This window comes from Brevundimonas vesicularis (genome assembly GCF_900445985.1).
GTDB classification, from domain to species: Bacteria; Pseudomonadota; Alphaproteobacteria; order Caulobacterales; family Caulobacteraceae; genus Brevundimonas; species Brevundimonas vesicularis_D.
In genome coordinates this window covers 361,086-375,530 of record NZ_UAQP01000005.1, presented here as the reverse complement: position 1 = coordinate 375,530, position 14,445 = coordinate 361,086, and the positions used below count along the sequence as shown (strand labels likewise).

The following is a 14,445-nucleotide window of genomic DNA, read 5'->3' as shown; positions in this document are numbered from 1 at the left end:
GACAGCCGTGAGCACCGTCCAATCCACAGAACCATCCACACCCGCCTTCACCGTCGCCACGCGCGCGCCGGAAGGCATCGTCCTGGCCGCCAGCGCCGCCAAGCGCCTGGCCAAGCTGGGCGCGGCCGAGGGCAAGACCCTGATGCTGCGCGTCGCGGTGGACGGCGGCGGCTGCTCAGGCTTCCAGTATCGGTTCGAACTGGTCGAGACGGCCCAGGACGACGATCTGCGCATCCAGGCCGACGGCCAGACCGCCTTGATCGACCCCGTCTCGGTGCCCTTCCTGAAGAACTCCGAGATCGCCTATGTCGATGAACTGGCCGGCGCCCAGTTCGTGGTCAGGAACCCGAACGCGGCCTCCAGCTGCGGCTGCGGCGTCAGCTTCTCGATCTGACGACGGCCCAGCCGGTCGCCAGGATCGGCGAGGCCAGCAAGGCGGCAAAGGCCCAGTCCCATACCCCATCCTGCAACAGTGCGCCCACCAGCCCGATCAGGCTGAGCGCAAACAGAACGATGGGCGCACGGAAGATGGCCCACAGGGTCAGATCCCTCGGGTTGTAACGGCGACGGCTCACGCCTTCCGCCTCCCCTTGCCCAACCACAGATAAAGACCGGACCCCAGGATCACGATGGTGGCGATGTCCAGGAGCGCCCACAGGATTTTCAGCGCCAGCCCGCCATAGTCGCCGAAGTGCAGCGGCTGCGACAGCGACAGGGTCTTCACATACCAGGGCGCCGGCGCCACCGCCGCCAGTTCGCCCGTTCGCGCGTCGATCAGGGCCGGCGTCGTCATATGCGTCGTCAGCGGCGTGTCGCCGTGGAAGAAGACGGCATAGTGGTGGTCGGTCGAATAGTCGGTTCCCGGAAACGCCACGAACTGCAGCTTCATGCCCGGCAGCGCCGCCTTGGCCCGCTCCACCGCCGCATCCAGCGAGGCCCGGCCTTGGGCGGGCGCCGGCGCATCATAGGCGACGGTCAACTCGTTCAGAGCCGTCTCTTTCCAATAGGCCAGGATGGGTGTCGCCAAGGTGTTGACCACCCCCGTCAGCCCCACCACCAGCACCCAGGCCGCCGTCACAACGCCCAGCAGATTGTGATAGTCCAGCCACCGCGTCCGCGCCGCCTTCTTGACCCGCACCGTCCCGAACGGCAGCCGACGCATGAAGGGCGCATACAGCACCACGCCTGACACTACGGCCACGACCAGCAACAGCCCCATCGCGCCCAAAAACAGCATTCCCGGCAGCCCTAGGAACATGTCGGTGTGCAGCTGAAGCAGGAACTCCATCACCGGATGGCCGGCGACCAGCGGCGCGCCCTCGCCGCTGGTCTGGTCGATGGGCTCGAAACTGTATTTGCCGGCCGGGGCGTCAGGGGCGCGACTGGTGACGTTCACCACCGGCCGGTCCTCGTCGAAGCTCATGAAGGCCGGAACCTCGCCCGGATGTTTGGCCAGACCCGCGGCCAGCACCTCGTCCAGCGTCAGCAGTCGGCCGTCAGGGTTCTTCGGCGCCCACGGCTCATGCAGCAGCGCCTCGTTCAGCTCGTGGCTGAACACCAGCGGCAGTCCCGTGACGCACAGCATCAGCAGGAACAGGGTCGAGATCAGGCTCGACCACTTGTGTGTCCAGGTCCAGGCGCGGATCGTCCGGGCGTGCATCGGCCGACGCGGATCAGAACTCGGTCGAGACCGACAGACGCAAGGTCCGCGGCGCGCCCAGCGTCAGATAGTTCGATCCCGGATAGCCGCCGACCGCGACCCACTGATCCTCGTCCGCTACATTCTCGACCCGCGCCCGCAGCGTCACCGGCTTGTCGCCCGCCACAAAGGCGTAGCGCACCCCGGCGTCGAACCGGGTCCAGCTTTCCAGCTCCAGCGTATTGGTCGCATTGGCCGGCTGGGCGCCGGTATGGACCACGCGGCCCTCGACCGTCAGGCTGCTGACCATCGGCACGTCCCACTCGACGTTCAGATTGGCCTGAAAATCCGGCACGCCGATCGCCGACTTGCCCGCATTGGCGGCGGTCAGAGACCGATTGATCTCGGCGTCCAGCCATGTCGCGCCGCCGATCAAACGCAGTCCGGCGACCGGTTCGCCATAAACCGTCAGCTCGACGCCCTTGTTCTCCTGCTCGCCGCCGTCTGAATAGACAGCGGTATTCGGATCGAAAAAGGCGCTGGGCAGGGTCGTGCGGAAGACGCTCAGTGTGCCGCCATATGAACCGGCGTCGTATTTGGCGCCGATCTCGGCCTGTTCGGCGCGGAACGGCGACAGCACTTCGCCGCCGTTCGCCACCGTCACGCCATTGACCACCGCCGGCGCGGTCGTGCCCGGAACCAGGGCTTCGGTATAGTTGGCGTACAGCGAGATGGCGTCGCTGGGCTTGTAGACCACGGCGAAGGCCGGCGTCGTCGCGTCGCTGGAATAGCCCGACGTGAATGCGCCGTCGGCATAGGCATAGGATCGGGTCTCGATCTCCTGATAGCGGAGGCCGACGGTCGCCAGCACCCGTCCTTCCAGGAAGGACAGCACATCGGCGACGGCGAAACTGGTGTTCTTGACCCGCTCGGTGACGTTGGGATCATCCAGATCGCCCGAGACGCTGGCGATGGCCGGCGCCGGCGACAGCAGCGGATTGGTCAGCGTTCCCATCGCATAGCCGGCGAAGCTCGACGCCGCCCAGGCGTTCTTGGACTTGGACTGAATCTGCGAGGCTGAGGCGACCAGGCGATGTTCGACTGGGCCGGTCGCCAGGTCGGCGCGCACGCCGATGTCGCCCGACCACACCGTGTCCTCCCGGATATTGTCGAAGCGATAGCCGCGGATCGCGCCCGCCGCATCGGCGCGCGGATTGGCCAGGCTGTTGTCTTCCTCGCCCTGACGCCCGCCGAAAGCGGCCCAGGCGCTGATGCTGTCGGTCAGGTCGAGCTCGCCGCGCACGGCGCCGAACAGCTGCTCCTCGTCGGTGTAGGTCCAGCGCTGGGCGAAGTTCTTGTCGGCCGAGGGCGCGTCAGGGATGGCGGTTCCCGGCGTCACGCTGGGGCGGGGCGCGTCGATCCGGTGGTCCTGCCAGCCCAGATCGGCCGAAAACCGGGCGCGATCGCCTCGGCGGTCCAGTCCAAGGCCGACGACCCGCAGTCGGCCGGTCTCATCCTCGACGGCGCTTTCGCCCGCACGGCTGGCGATGTTCAGGCGCGCGCCCCATTCGCCGTCGTCGCCGAAACGGCGGGCCAGGTCGGCGGCGGCGTAGATTTCGTCACGACCCGACACGCCACCGGTCAGGCGCGTCAGGGGGGCGTCGCCCGCCCGCTTCGGCGTCAGGTTGAAGGCGCCGCCGACCCCCGTTCCGCCTGGCGCAGCGCCGTTCAGGAAGGTGGAGGCGCCGCGGAACACCTCGACCCGCTCGACCAGTTCGGCCGCCACGAACTGGCGCGGCAACACGCCATAGAGGCCGTTGTAGCTCATGTCGTCCGAATAGACCGGAAAGCCGCGAACGACATACAGCTCCTGAAAGTTGCCGAAGCCCTTGGACACACGCACCGTCGGATCGTTCTGCAGCACGTCGCCGATGCCGCGCGCCTGCTGATCACGCACCAGTTTTTCGGTGTAGTTGGCGGTCGAAAACGGCGTGTCCATCACGCCCAGATTGCCCAGCAGGCCTATGCGTCCCCCGCGCGCCACCTGACCGCCCGCCGCCGGGGCCGTCAGCCGAACCTGCGATCCCTTCACCACGATCTCGCCCAGTTCCGCCGGGGCCATCGCCTGCTGCGCCAGCACCGGCGAGGCGAGCGTCAGCGCAAGGGCGCTGGCGGTCAAAAGAACGGAGGCACGGCGAAGGCAGGGCATTTTGATACGCATTCTCAAAATCAAGTTGCGCGTCCCTAGCCCGATCGGTGGGCGCAATGCAATCCGCCGCGCCCGCGACATATTGCATTTAGCTGATTTCCTAATTAGGAAGGTCGCTATGAACACCCTGTTCAAGGCCCTGTCGCATCCGGTGCGTCGTCGCATCATCGCCATGCTGCGCGCCGGTCCGCTGGCCTCCGGCGATATCGCCGCCGCCTTTGACATGAGTTGGCCCACCATCACCGGCCACCTCAACGCCCTAAAGGAGGCCGGGCTGGTCAGCCCGGAGCGCGATGGCCAGACCATCCGCTATCGGCTGGAAATCTCGGCGGTCGAGGAGGCCATGGCCTTTCTGATGGACATCGTCGGAACCGGCGAAGCGACCGAACCCCTGCCCCAGCCCTCAAAGGAAACACGCCGATGAAGGATCGCCTGTCCCTGCTGGACTATCTGACCCTCGCAGTCTTCGGCGTGCAGGCGGCGTTCGCCCTCTACATCGGCGTCAATGGCCCGACGACGCCCATGCCGATGCACTGGAATGCGGACTGGCAGGTCGATCGCTGGGGCGACCGGGTGGAGTTCGCGACCTTCGCGGGCGGCATGGCGGTGATCGGCTTCATCGCCGCCGCCGGCCTGGGTCTGGCCGCCCTGCGCGCCGAGGCCCAAGGCGACGCCTCGCGTCGTCGCTCGATGCGGATCGGCCAGGGGCTGACGTTGTTTCTGTTCGCCGCGATCGGCTTGGTCATCGCCTGGGCCAGCCTGGGACACGCCAGCGCCAACAGCGGCCCCGCCGTCATGACAGGCGCCCTCTCGCTGATCCTTCTGGTCACCGGCGCCTTCCTCGGTCGGGTCGCGCCCAATCCTCTGATCGGCGTGCGCACCCCGTGGAGCTACAAGAGCCGCCTGGCATGGGACCGCTCGAACCGTCTGGCCGGCCGGCTGTTCTGTCTGGTCGGTCTGGCCGGTCTGATCGCCGCGCCGCTTGCGCCCCCGTCCTATGGCGTCACAGCCCTGGTCGCCGCCGTCATCTTGGTCGCAGGGCTGTCGATCTTCGAAAGCCGGCGCGTGTGGCGCGCCGATCCTGACCGCCAACCCTTCTGAAGGAGACTGCAATGCTGATGCTGACCCACGCCCTTCTCGCCGCCAGCCTGCTCGCCGGCCCGGTCTCGACCGACATCGCCCTGCCTGCCCAGCCGGCGCCCTTGCATGGCACGCTGCTGACGCCCGAGGCGCCCACGGCCGTCGCCGTCCTCCTGCCCGGCTCTGGCCCGACCGATCGGGACGGCAACAGCCCGATGGGCGTCGCCGCCTCCACCTATCGGCTGCTGGCCGAGGGCTTGGCGGAACAGGGGATCGCCACCGTCCGCATCGACAAGCGTGGCATTGCCGCCAGCGCCGCCGCCGGGCTCGATGAAACCAAGCTGCGCTTCGACGACTACGCCGCCGACGCCCGCGCCTGGGCCGCCGAGGCCGCGTCGCGCACGGGTCAGCCCTGCGCCTGGCTGATCGGCCATAGCGAGGGCGCCTTGGTCGCGCTGAAGGCGGTCGAGGGCGGAGACGACAAGGTCTGCGGCCTGATCCTGCTGTCCGGCGCTGGTCGCCCGGCGGGCGTGGTGATCCGCGAACAGCTCCAGGCCGGCCTGCCCGAACCCCTGAAGACCCAGGCCTTCGCCGTCCTGACCGAGCTCGAGGCCGGCCGCACCGTCGCCGACACGCCGCCCGCGCTGGCGGCCCTGTTCCGCCCGTCAGTCCAGCCCTATCTGATCTCGTGGCTGCCGCTGGACCCCGCCGCCCTGCTCGCCGCCTACGACGGCCCGGTCTTCATCGGCCAGGGGGCCACCGACCTCCAGATCGGCGTCACAGACGCTCAAGCCCTCGCCGCCGTCCACCCCAAGGCCACGCTCAAACTCTGGGACGGCGTCAACCACCTCCTCAAGACCGCCCCCGCCGACCGCGCCGCTAATCTGGCCACCTACGCCGACCCGGCGCTGCCGCTAGCGCCGGGCGTGGCGGGGGACGTGGGGGCGTTCATTCGCGCCAATGGGAAGCGCTGAGCCCGTCTGCTGACACGAATATCTCATGTCTGAGCTACTAAAGAATGGATGGACTTCTCTCGAGCAGTACCGCGCCCAAAACCATCCTAAGCCCGGCCATTTCGATTTAAGGTTGCACCTACCCACACAATATAGTTGTATCCGCTGCCTAGATCGGAGCTTCTAATGCTAGAAATCAATGGTCGCCTCTTCATGAACGCCGTGATGGAGATTCGTCGGGTACAGGCGATTATTGAACATAGCGGCAGTGATGAACAACGTCGCGAAAACATGGATAGGCGTAGCAGAGACATTTTGCTACGCAATACTGACGATATGGTGCCGTCTCTACAGCAACTGCACGCTAGACTTTCGGAAACATCGGCACTTCGCCTACGCGAGATGCTCAGTAATGATGATTACTTCACTTGGACAGACTTAACAGCGGCAATGGCCGACATCGAGTCGAGACTCCGAGACGAGCTTGACCTGGTCCGAATTTTCGTTCTGAGCCCAGCAATGGCAGCATACCTTTTGACGGGATCGGATCTTTGCGGCCCTCGCATAACCAGCCACTTCCCCTCAGTGCTTTTTGAGATGGAAGAGGCCGCGAAATGCTTAGCGGTATTGCGTCCTACAGCGAGTGTATTTCACTCAATGAGAACGCTCGAAATAGCCATCAGTGCACTCGCTAAGTTTTTGGGCATCCCGGACCCAAGCAAGCCTAGCGAGAGAAACTGGGGCGCTATGCTCCATTCAATCAAAGGGGGGATGGCGAAAAAATATCCCGGCCCGTCAATGCCTCATTCAGAAGGCGCTTTGATTGAAGGACTGTACGCCTCACTGGACGCTATTAGGAACCCTTGGCGTAACGCCACGATGCACGTTGAGAACATATACCAGCCACATGAAGCTGAACACATCTTGCGCTGCGTCAACATGCTTCTTTTGCAAATGTCGAACATTTTTGATGAAGAGGGCCAGCCAGCCTAGACTGATATTGCCTTCGCTGTAGCTTCCACGAGAATATACTTGTCGAACCCAAGTTCGACCTTTTCAAACTAGACTTTCCTTTTCCCGCGAACTTCCGCGCGCCTCATCCGCCAGGGCGAAGAACCGCGCCCGCACCTCTGCTGCAAACGGGTTGTCGCGTTCGATGGCGCGGAAGACGGCGGGGCTGTCGTGACGGACCATGTCGACGGCCTGCATCAGCCGGTCGAAACTGGCGGTGGTCATGCGCGTCGGCAGGGGCTCCATCGCCATCAGGACGCGGGCGATCAGATGGGTCAGGCCCTGCACCGTGGCGGCCTCGCGGTCGTGGTCCTCGGGGCTGACCTGAAACACCTTAAGCCTCAGCGCCCGGCGGCAGAAGGCGGCGACGCGGCGAGCGTCTCTTGCGCCCCGCACCTCGCACACGGCGATCCGCAGGCCCGCGATGCCGCCCTTGCCGCTCTGCGGGCCGAACAGGGGATGGGTGCCGACGATCCGCACGCCGGGCGGCAGCAGGGCGTCCATCGCCTGCGCCGGCTTTACCTTCACCGAGCCCACGTCGATCACGAGGGCGTCGGGCCTCAGGTGCGGGCCGATGGCGATCAGCGTCGCCTCCAGCGCCTCGACCGGCACGGCCAGCACCACCGTGGGACAGGCGGCGGCGGTCGCCAGATCGGTCAGGGTGACGACGCCTTCGCCATCGCTCGCCGCCGGATCATGCGCCAGGATATCGAACCCGGCCGACAGATGCCGCGCCGTCAGCCGCCCGAAGGCGCCGAAGCCGATCAGGCCGAGCGTTTCCCTCACAACGTCTCCATGAATCGCACCGGCCGCCCGTGCGCCGACCCGATCAGTTCGCCGTCCTGCATCACCAACCGGCCGCGCACGAGGGTCGCCATCGGCCAGCCGGTCGCCTCGACCCCGTCGAACGGGGTCCAGCCGCAGCGCGTCGCCTGCTGATCATGGGTGATCGTTCGCTTGACCTTCAGATCGACGAGGGTCAGGTCGGCGTCATAGCTGACGGCCATCCGCCCCTTGTTCGCCGTGCCGAACACCCGCTGCGCGCCCGCCGAGGTCAGGTCGATGAAGCGCTCCAGCGACAGCCGCCCGTTGGCGACATGGGTCAGCATCAGCGGCACCAGCGTCTGCACCCCCGGCATGCCGGACGGCGAGGCTGGATAGGGTTTGGCCTTTTCTTCCTTCGTGTGCGGCGCGTGGTCAGAGCCCAGCACGTCCGCCACGCCCTGCTGCATCCCCCACAGCCACAGCGCTTCGACGTGCTCCTGCGACCGGATCGGCGGGTTCATCTGGGCGTAGCTGCCCAGCCGCTCATAGGCTTCCGGTCCGACGAGGGTCAGGTGCTGGGGCGTGATCTCGACGGTGGCGACATCCTTGTGGAAACGCAGATATTCCATCTCGTCCCTGGTCGTGACGTGCAGCACATGGATGCGCGCGCCCGTCTCCTGGGCCAGGCCGACCAGGCGGCGGGTCGAGCGGATGGCGCTTTCGGCGTCGCGGACCTCGGGGTGGCTGGTCCAGTCGCCGGTGCGGGCCAGGCCGCGCCGCTCGACCAGCCGGTATTCGTCCTCGGAATGGAAGGTGGCGCGGCGGCGCACATTGGACAGGACCTTCCTCACCCCCTCGTCGTCGGCGATCAGCAGGTCGCCGGTCGAGGCGCCCATGAAGACCTTGACCCCGCAGCAGCCCGGCAGCCGCTCTAGTTCGCCCAGATAGTCCGCATTCTCGTGCGTGCCGCCGACGTAGAAGGCGTGGTCCGTCCACATCCGATCCTTCGCCCGCGCCAGCTTGTCGGCCATGGTGTCGGGGTCGGTGGTGTTGGGGTTGGTGTTCGGCATCTCGAACACGGCGACGACGCCGCCCAGGGCCGCCGCGCGGCTGCCCGTCTCCAGGTCTTCCTTCCACTCCAGCCCCGGCTCTCGGAAATGGACCTGGGTGTCGATCACGCCCGGCAGGACCGTCAGGCCCGTCGCATCGAAGACCTCCCCGGCCGAGGCCTGAGACAGGTCGCCGATGAAGGCGATCTTGCCGTCGATCACCCCGACATCCGCCTTGCCCCGCCCCGCATGGTTCGCCACCTCGCCGCCACGGACGATCAGGTCATAGGTCTGGGTCATGAGAAATCCTGCGGGTGTTTCCGCGGTTCTAGCGGATGCAGCGTCGACCGTGAAAGCCGCTAAACGCTCTCCCTCCCCGTTCGGGGAGGGTGGCCGAGCCGCAGGCGAGGTCGGGTGGGGACGGCAAGGCGAAACGACACAGGTTCGTCGCAGGATCGCCGGCCGCCCCCACCCGGCCGCTTCGCGTCCACCCTCCCCGGGCGGGGAGGGAGATCGGGTTCAGCCCCGCGCCTTCAACATCCGCTGCGCCGCCTTCAGCACCCGCTCCCACGGCAGGTCCATCATATGCTGGATCGCCTGGTTCAGGCGGGGATCCAGCTTCTTGAACTCTTCATAGGTGCGCGGCCCGCGCACGGCCTCGCCCTTCCAGGGTCCGCGCACGGTCTCGTCGGACGGTCCAAACACGGCCACCACCGGTACGCCCGAAGCCACGGCCAGCTGGGTCCAGATCGAGTCCGCCCCGATATACAGCACCGACGTCGACAGGGCCGCGACCGTCTGCAGGCGCGTCAGCTTGCCCTGGAGCTCGATCACCCGCGCGCGCGGCACGGCGTAGCGGATCGTGTGCGCCGCCTCGCGATCGATCTCCTCGCCTACGATCATCAGCCGCCCGCCCGCCAGCGGTCCGTCGTCGGCCAGAAGCTTGGCCGCGACCTTGGCGTAGCGTTCGGCGGGCCAGCGCTTGCCCATCCATTCGACGCCCGGCCCGACCGCCAGGATCGGCCCATCACCGCCCGTCGCCGGAATCAGCGCCTCGACCTGGGCCCGCGTCTCATCCGCGACGTAGAGTTTCGGCGCCGGGATCTCATCGGGCTCCAGCTTCAGCACCGCCGCCGCTGCCTCGACCGCATGCAGGCCCGGCTGATCCTTACCCCGCACCGCGCGCTTGTGCCGCCTCAGCTTGCCCGACAGGTCCGAGCCGCGCATGTCCACGACCAGGCCCCATTTGGTCGCCCGCACCTGGTTCCACAGGGCGATCCATTCGAAATGGCCCTCGCGCTCCAGCACGATCAGCTTCGTCAGGCGCGGCGTATCGGCGAACAGCGGCGCGCTGGCGGCCGATCCGACAATGGTGAAGGTCGCGTGCGGCAGGCTCTCGACCAGATGCGCCAGCACGCCGGAAGACAGCACGGCGTCCTCGGCGTCCGCCTCGGCGATGTACAGGATGGGAAACCGCCCGATCATCCGTTGACGGATACAGGGATTCTATCTGCGGTTCAGCGCCAAACGCGTGTTTCCACAGGAAGGCCCCATGCGCTACAGCGACGCGCATGAGCCAGACGCCCGACCTAGCCGCCGCCGCCGCCCTCGAACGCTTCAAGGCCCAGCGCGTGACGGCCATCTATCGGCTGGACCTGATCGCCAGGGGTGCGACGATTTCCTACGAGGACGGCACGCCCATCGACATGGCCTCCGAAAAGGCCCGGCTGGAGGCCGTCGTCGCCGACATGGATCGCCGCATCGCCCGGCTGGAGCGTTCAGCCGGGTGAGCCTGCCCCTCCTCCCCGGCCGGACCTGCGGCGGTTGCGTCGAATGCTGCCGGGTCATTCCGCTGAACCTGCCGGAACTGGCCAAGCCGACCGGCGAACTGTGCGCCTATTGCGTCGACGGCGTCGGCTGTTCGGTTCACGAGGTTCGACCGAACACCTGTCGGATCCGGTTCTGCCTGTGGCGCGTGATCGAACTGGACGAGGCCTGGCGACCGGACCGCAGCGGCGTGATCGTCCGCCCCGATGGCGTCGAGGATGGCGTCATCACCCTCTATGTCCTGCGCCGCTCGGACTTCCTGGCTTCGACCGACCTGTTCGTCACCGTGGCGGGCTGGATCGCCGAGGGGATCGAGGTCGCGCTCAGCATTCCCGGCCCGGTCGGGACCTATCCGGCGCGCGCCGTCGTCACCGACTGGCTGCGTCCGGCCATCGAGGACGGCGACACGGACGCATTCCTGTCCCGCGTCCTGATGTCCCTCGACACCCTGGCCGAACACGACTTCCAGCCAGACGGCGTCGTCGCGCGATATGCGGTGACGCCTTCCGGCTCCCAGCCGATATAACTGCAGCTCGCCAGCTAGCCTAGGCCAAGGGTATAAAACTTCAGGCGGCCTTGTCCCAGTCCAGCACGACCTTGCCCGACTGGCCCGACTTCATGGCTTCGAAGCCTTCGCGGTAGTCGGCGTAACCCAGGCGGTGAGTGATCAGCGGGCTGAGGTCCAGGCCGGCTTTCAGCAGGCCCAGCATCTTGCGCCAGGTGGTGAACATCTCGCGGCCATAGACGCCCTTGATGGTCAGGGCCTTCAGGATGATCGCCCCCCAGTCGGTTTCCATCGGCTTGCCGGGAATGCCCAGCAACGCCATGCCGCCGCCCATGATCAGGGTGTCGACGCACTGTTTGAAGGCGATGGGCGAGCCCGACATTTCCAGCGCGACGTCAAAGCCGACCTTCAGGCCCAGCTCCTTCATGACGTCGTGGATGTCTTCCTTGGTCGTATTCACGGTGCGAACGCCAGGCGCGACCTTCTGCGCCAGCTCCAGCCGGAAGTCGTTGATGTCGGTCAGGACCACGGTGCGCGCGCCGGCGTGACGCGCCACGGCCGCGGCCATCATGCCGATGGGGCCGGCGCCGGTGACCAGAACGTCCTCGCCCAGCAGGTCGAACTGCTGCGCCGTGTGAACCGCATTGCCGAACGGATCGAGGATCGAGCCGATCTCATAGGGCACGTCGTCCGGCAGTTCGATGACGTTGAAGGCCGGCGCCACCACGAACTCGGCGAAGGCCCCCTGGCGGTTCACGCCAATGCCGCGCGTCTTGGGGTCCAGGTGGAAATGGCCGGCGCGGGCCGCTTCGGAGTTCAGGTCGATGACGTGGCCCTCGGCCGAGACGCGCTGGCCGATCTTCAGCGGGCGATCCACATCCTTGCCGATGGCGACGATCTCGCCGGCGAACTCGTGGCCGGTGATCATCGGGGTCGGCACGTTTTTCTGGGACCATTCGTCCCAGTTCCAGATGTGGATGTCGGTGCCGCAGACGGCCGTGCGATGCACCCGGATCAGCACATCCTCCGGTCCCGCCTCGGGGATCGGCGCGTCGATCAGTTCCAGACCGATGCCGGGCGCGGTCTTGGCCAGGGCCTTCATCGTGTCGGTCATAGTCTCAACTCCCTGAAATCACGGCTCCGGGTTCATCCCGAAACCGGCGGCTGAGGCCCCACGCCTCCTCACCGCTTGGCTTTCGTCGATGGCGTGCGAAAAGGGCTAAATGACGCCCAGTTCCCGTCCCGCCTGAGTGAACACTTCGACCGTGCGGTCGATCTGGTCGAAGGTATGCGCCGCCGACATCTGTGTGCGGATGCGGGCCTGGCCGCGCGGCACGACGGGGAACGAAAACCCGATCACATAGACGCCCAGCTCCAGCGCGCGAGCCGCAAAATCCTGCGCCAGTTTGGCGTCGCCCAGCATGACCGGGATGATCGGATGCTCGCCGTCCAGCAGGGTGAAGCCTGCGTCCGACATGGCCCCGCGATAGCGATGGGCGTTGGCCGACAGGCGGGTGCGCAGCGTGTCGCCCTCCGTCCCTTGGGCGATGCGGATCGCCTCCAGGCTGGACCCGCACACCGCCGGCGCCAGGGCGTTGGAGAACAGATAGGGCCGCGCCCGCTGTTTCAGCAGGTCGACCACCGACTTCTTCGCGCAGATGAAGCCGCCCATGGCGCCGCCCAGAGCCTTGCCGAAGGTGCCGGTGACGAAATCCACCTCGACCCCGTGATGGGCGAAGGAACCCTTGCCTTGCGGGCCCAGGAAGCCGGTCGCATGGCAGTCATCGACCATGATCAGGGCGTCGTATTTGTCGGCCAGCGCCCGAATCTCGTCCAGCTTGGCGATATAGCCGTCCATCGAGAAGGCGCCGTCGGTGGCGATGATGATGTCGCGAGCGCCGGCCGAGCGGGCCTCCTTCAGCCGGCTCTCCAGCTCGTCCATGTCGGAGTTGGCGAAGCGGTAGCGTTTGGCCTTGCACAGCCGCACGCCATCGATAATCGAGGCGTGGTTCAGACTGTCTGAGACGATGGCGTCGTTTTCGCCCAGCAGCGGCTCGAACAGACCGCCGTTGGCGTCGAAGGCGGCGGCGAACAGGATGGCGTCCTCGAAACCGAGATAGCTGGCGATGGCCGCTTCCAGTTCCTTGTGGATCTCCAGCGTGCCGCAGATGAAGCGCACGGACGCGGTGCCCGCGCCCCACTTCGCTTGCGCCGCCATCCCGGCCTGGGTCACGCGCTCGTCGCCGGCCAAGCCAAGATAGTTGTTGGCGCAGAAGTTCAGCACGTCGCGTCCGGCGACCTGGATCACAGGCCCTTGGCGCGAGGCGATGATGCGTTCGGGCTTGGTCAAGCCCTGGGCGTCGATCTCGGACAGTTCGCCGGCGACGCGGTCGTAAAAGCTCTGAGTCATGGGCGCGACCTACGCCGATTTTCGATCGGTTTCCACCCGCCTCAGGTCGCCGGGGCCGGGTTGGCCTCGGCCCGGATCGGACTGACGCGGATGCGACCGCCGCAGGGGCTGAACGAGAACGGCAGGCTGACGGCGGCCGTATCGCTGGGCGCGGTGACCTTTATCATGGCCGCATCGGGACACGTCTTTTGCATCGCTTCATTAGGCACGACGCTCCAGGCCATTTCGAAATAGGCCTTGGCGCGGGGCGCCAGTTGGACAGGCGTCGGGATCTGGCCTTGGCGGAAATAGCTTCCTGGGCTCTGTTCGGCGCGAATGGACGACAGGGTGCGCCCGCGCGCGTCCTGCAAGGTCACTGTCGGATAGCCGGTCAGGCTGCAGGCCTGGGTTCCTATATTTTGAAGACTGAAGTTGGTGACCCGATTTCCGGCGCCCGCATCCCCGTCGCCCGCCGCCAGCGTCAGTTGCGGCCCCTTGCAGGGCAGCGCAGCCGGCAAGACCCCGCCGGTCGCCTCGGTCGGCGTCTGACCTGGCGTCGGCAGCGGTCCGGGCGTCGGCAGCGGTCCGGGCGTCGCATCCGCCCCGGGAATCGGCCGTGAGCAGCGCTCCAGCACCGCGACACCGGTGGTGCCGTCCGGACCCAGTCGGCTCAGCGTGCCGCTCTCTTGGCCATCGCGCGTCGCCGTCCACCATTCCACCCCGCCGCCGACATAGCGCGCGCCGCTGGCAGCCTGCACCGAACGCAAGGCATAGGTCTGGTTCTGATGGGTCAGCTTGGCGTTGTCGCTGTCGACATACTGGACCTGAAGCGTCGCGCCGCTTTCGCAGGCATAGCCGACCGAGGGCGCATTGGATGCAGGCGCGGCCGACGGTTCGACCGGGGCGGCGGGCTGCTCCGGCTCGGTGCGAGAGCAGGCTGCGGCGCCGGTCAGGGCGGCGATGGCGACGAATGCGGTCAGGCGGTGCGACATCATGTCATGTCCTCTGGTTTCGCCTT

The 14,445-nt window shown here is 66.7% G+C and carries 15 protein-coding genes and 1 pseudogene; 7 read left to right on the top strand and 9 right to left on the bottom strand.

Annotated elements, in window-relative coordinates; translation table 11 throughout:
- The first annotated feature begins 76 nt into the window (after positions 1-76).
- Positions 77-394 carry an iron-sulfur cluster insertion protein ErpA gene (gene erpA / locus DT343_RS01895; protein ID WP_220116555.1) on the top strand — a complete coding sequence of 106 codons (318 nt, stop codon included), beginning with the start codon at positions 77-79 and terminating at the stop codon, positions 392-394.
- Here erpA and DT343_RS01890 read toward each other — a convergent pair.
- The 3 genes and pseudogenes from DT343_RS01890 to DT343_RS01880 all read right to left on the bottom strand — a co-directional run bounded on the left by DT343_RS01890 (position 378) and on the right by DT343_RS01880 (position 3,860).
- Positions 378-575 (bottom strand): hypothetical protein, encoded by a 198-nt coding sequence (locus DT343_RS01890; protein WP_220116432.1) that lies wholly within the window; start codon positions 573-575, stop codon positions 378-380. The genes erpA and DT343_RS01890 overlap by 17 nt on opposite strands.
- Positions 572-1,764: pseudogene (locus tag DT343_RS01885) on the bottom strand (PepSY-associated TM helix domain-containing protein). Before DT343_RS01885 ends, DT343_RS01890 begins: the two are co-directional and overlap by 4 nt.
- The gene (locus DT343_RS01880; protein ID WP_439897215.1) at positions 1,674-3,860 is read right to left on the bottom strand and encodes a TonB-dependent receptor; all 2,187 of its coding nucleotides are present in this window, start codon (positions 3,858-3,860) and stop codon (positions 1,674-1,676) included. Before DT343_RS01880 ends, DT343_RS01885 begins: the two are co-directional and overlap by 91 nt.
- 106 nt (positions 3,861-3,966) lie before the next feature.
- Here DT343_RS01880 and DT343_RS01875 point away from each other — a divergent pair, with 106 nt between their 5' ends.
- The 4 genes from DT343_RS01875 (at position 3,967) to DT343_RS01860 (ending at position 6,874) form a co-directional block, all read left to right on the top strand.
- Positions 3,967-4,272 carry a metalloregulator ArsR/SmtB family transcription factor gene (locus DT343_RS01875; protein ID WP_112861534.1) on the top strand — a complete coding sequence of 102 codons (306 nt, stop codon included), beginning with the start codon at positions 3,967-3,969 and terminating at the stop codon, positions 4,270-4,272.
- Entirely contained in the window at positions 4,269-4,949 is a 681-nt protein-coding gene (locus DT343_RS01870) for an SdpI family protein (RefSeq protein WP_112861533.1), read from the top strand. Before DT343_RS01875 ends, DT343_RS01870 begins: the two co-directional genes overlap by 4 nt.
- Before the next feature lie 11 nt (positions 4,950-4,960).
- A complete protein-coding gene (locus DT343_RS01865) occupies positions 4,961-5,902 on the top strand; it encodes an alpha/beta hydrolase (RefSeq protein ID WP_112861532.1) in 942 nt (313 codons plus the stop codon).
- 165 nt (positions 5,903-6,067) lie between these two features.
- Complete coding sequence (locus DT343_RS01860) at positions 6,068-6,874, top strand: hypothetical protein (RefSeq protein ID WP_112861531.1); 807 nt, start codon at positions 6,068-6,070, stop codon at positions 6,872-6,874.
- Between the two features lie 63 nt (positions 6,875-6,937).
- On the opposite strand, the gene DT343_RS01855 is transcribed toward DT343_RS01860, so the two are convergent.
- The 3 genes from DT343_RS01855 to DT343_RS01845 form a co-directional block, all read right to left on the bottom strand.
- A complete protein-coding gene (locus tag DT343_RS01855; RefSeq protein ID WP_112861530.1) occupies positions 6,938-7,678 on the bottom strand; it encodes a prephenate dehydrogenase/arogenate dehydrogenase family protein in 741 nt (246 codons plus the stop codon).
- A complete protein-coding gene (locus DT343_RS01850; protein WP_112861529.1) occupies positions 7,675-9,006 on the bottom strand; it encodes a dihydroorotase in 1,332 nt (443 codons plus the stop codon). Before DT343_RS01850 ends, DT343_RS01855 begins: the two co-directional genes overlap by 4 nt.
- A 219-nt stretch (positions 9,007-9,225) precedes the next feature.
- Positions 9,226-10,191: a glycosyltransferase family 9 protein gene (locus DT343_RS01845; protein WP_112861528.1), complete on the bottom strand. Its 966-nt coding sequence runs from the start codon at positions 10,189-10,191 to the stop codon at positions 9,226-9,228.
- Positions 10,192-10,277: 86 nt separating this feature from the next.
- On the opposite strand from DT343_RS01845, the gene DT343_RS01840 reads away from it, so the two are divergent.
- Both DT343_RS01840 and DT343_RS01835 read left to right on the top strand, forming a co-directional pair.
- Entirely contained in the window at positions 10,278-10,496 is a 219-nt protein-coding gene (locus tag DT343_RS01840; protein ID WP_112861527.1) for a hypothetical protein, read from the top strand.
- A complete protein-coding gene (locus DT343_RS01835) occupies positions 10,493-11,059 on the top strand; it encodes a hypothetical protein (RefSeq protein WP_112861526.1) in 567 nt (188 codons plus the stop codon). The genes DT343_RS01840 and DT343_RS01835 overlap by 4 nt, the downstream gene beginning before the upstream one ends.
- A gap of 40 nt (positions 11,060-11,099) precedes the next feature.
- Here DT343_RS01835 and tdh read toward each other — a convergent pair whose 3' ends face one another.
- From tdh to DT343_RS01820, 3 genes are all read right to left on the bottom strand, one after another.
- Positions 11,100-12,152, bottom strand: a complete 1,053-nt coding sequence (tdh, locus tag DT343_RS01830) for an L-threonine 3-dehydrogenase (RefSeq protein WP_112861525.1) — start codon at positions 12,150-12,152, stop codon at positions 11,100-11,102.
- A 105-nt stretch (positions 12,153-12,257) separates the two neighbouring features.
- Positions 12,258-13,448 carry a glycine C-acetyltransferase gene (locus DT343_RS01825; RefSeq protein WP_112861524.1) on the bottom strand — a complete coding sequence of 397 codons (1,191 nt, stop codon included), beginning with the start codon at positions 13,446-13,448 and terminating at the stop codon, positions 12,258-12,260.
- 41 nt (positions 13,449-13,489) lie between these two features.
- Positions 13,490-14,422, bottom strand: a complete 933-nt coding sequence (locus DT343_RS01820; protein WP_112861523.1) for a DUF4232 domain-containing protein — start codon at positions 14,420-14,422, stop codon at positions 13,490-13,492.
- Positions 14,423-14,445: the final 23 nt, after the last annotated feature.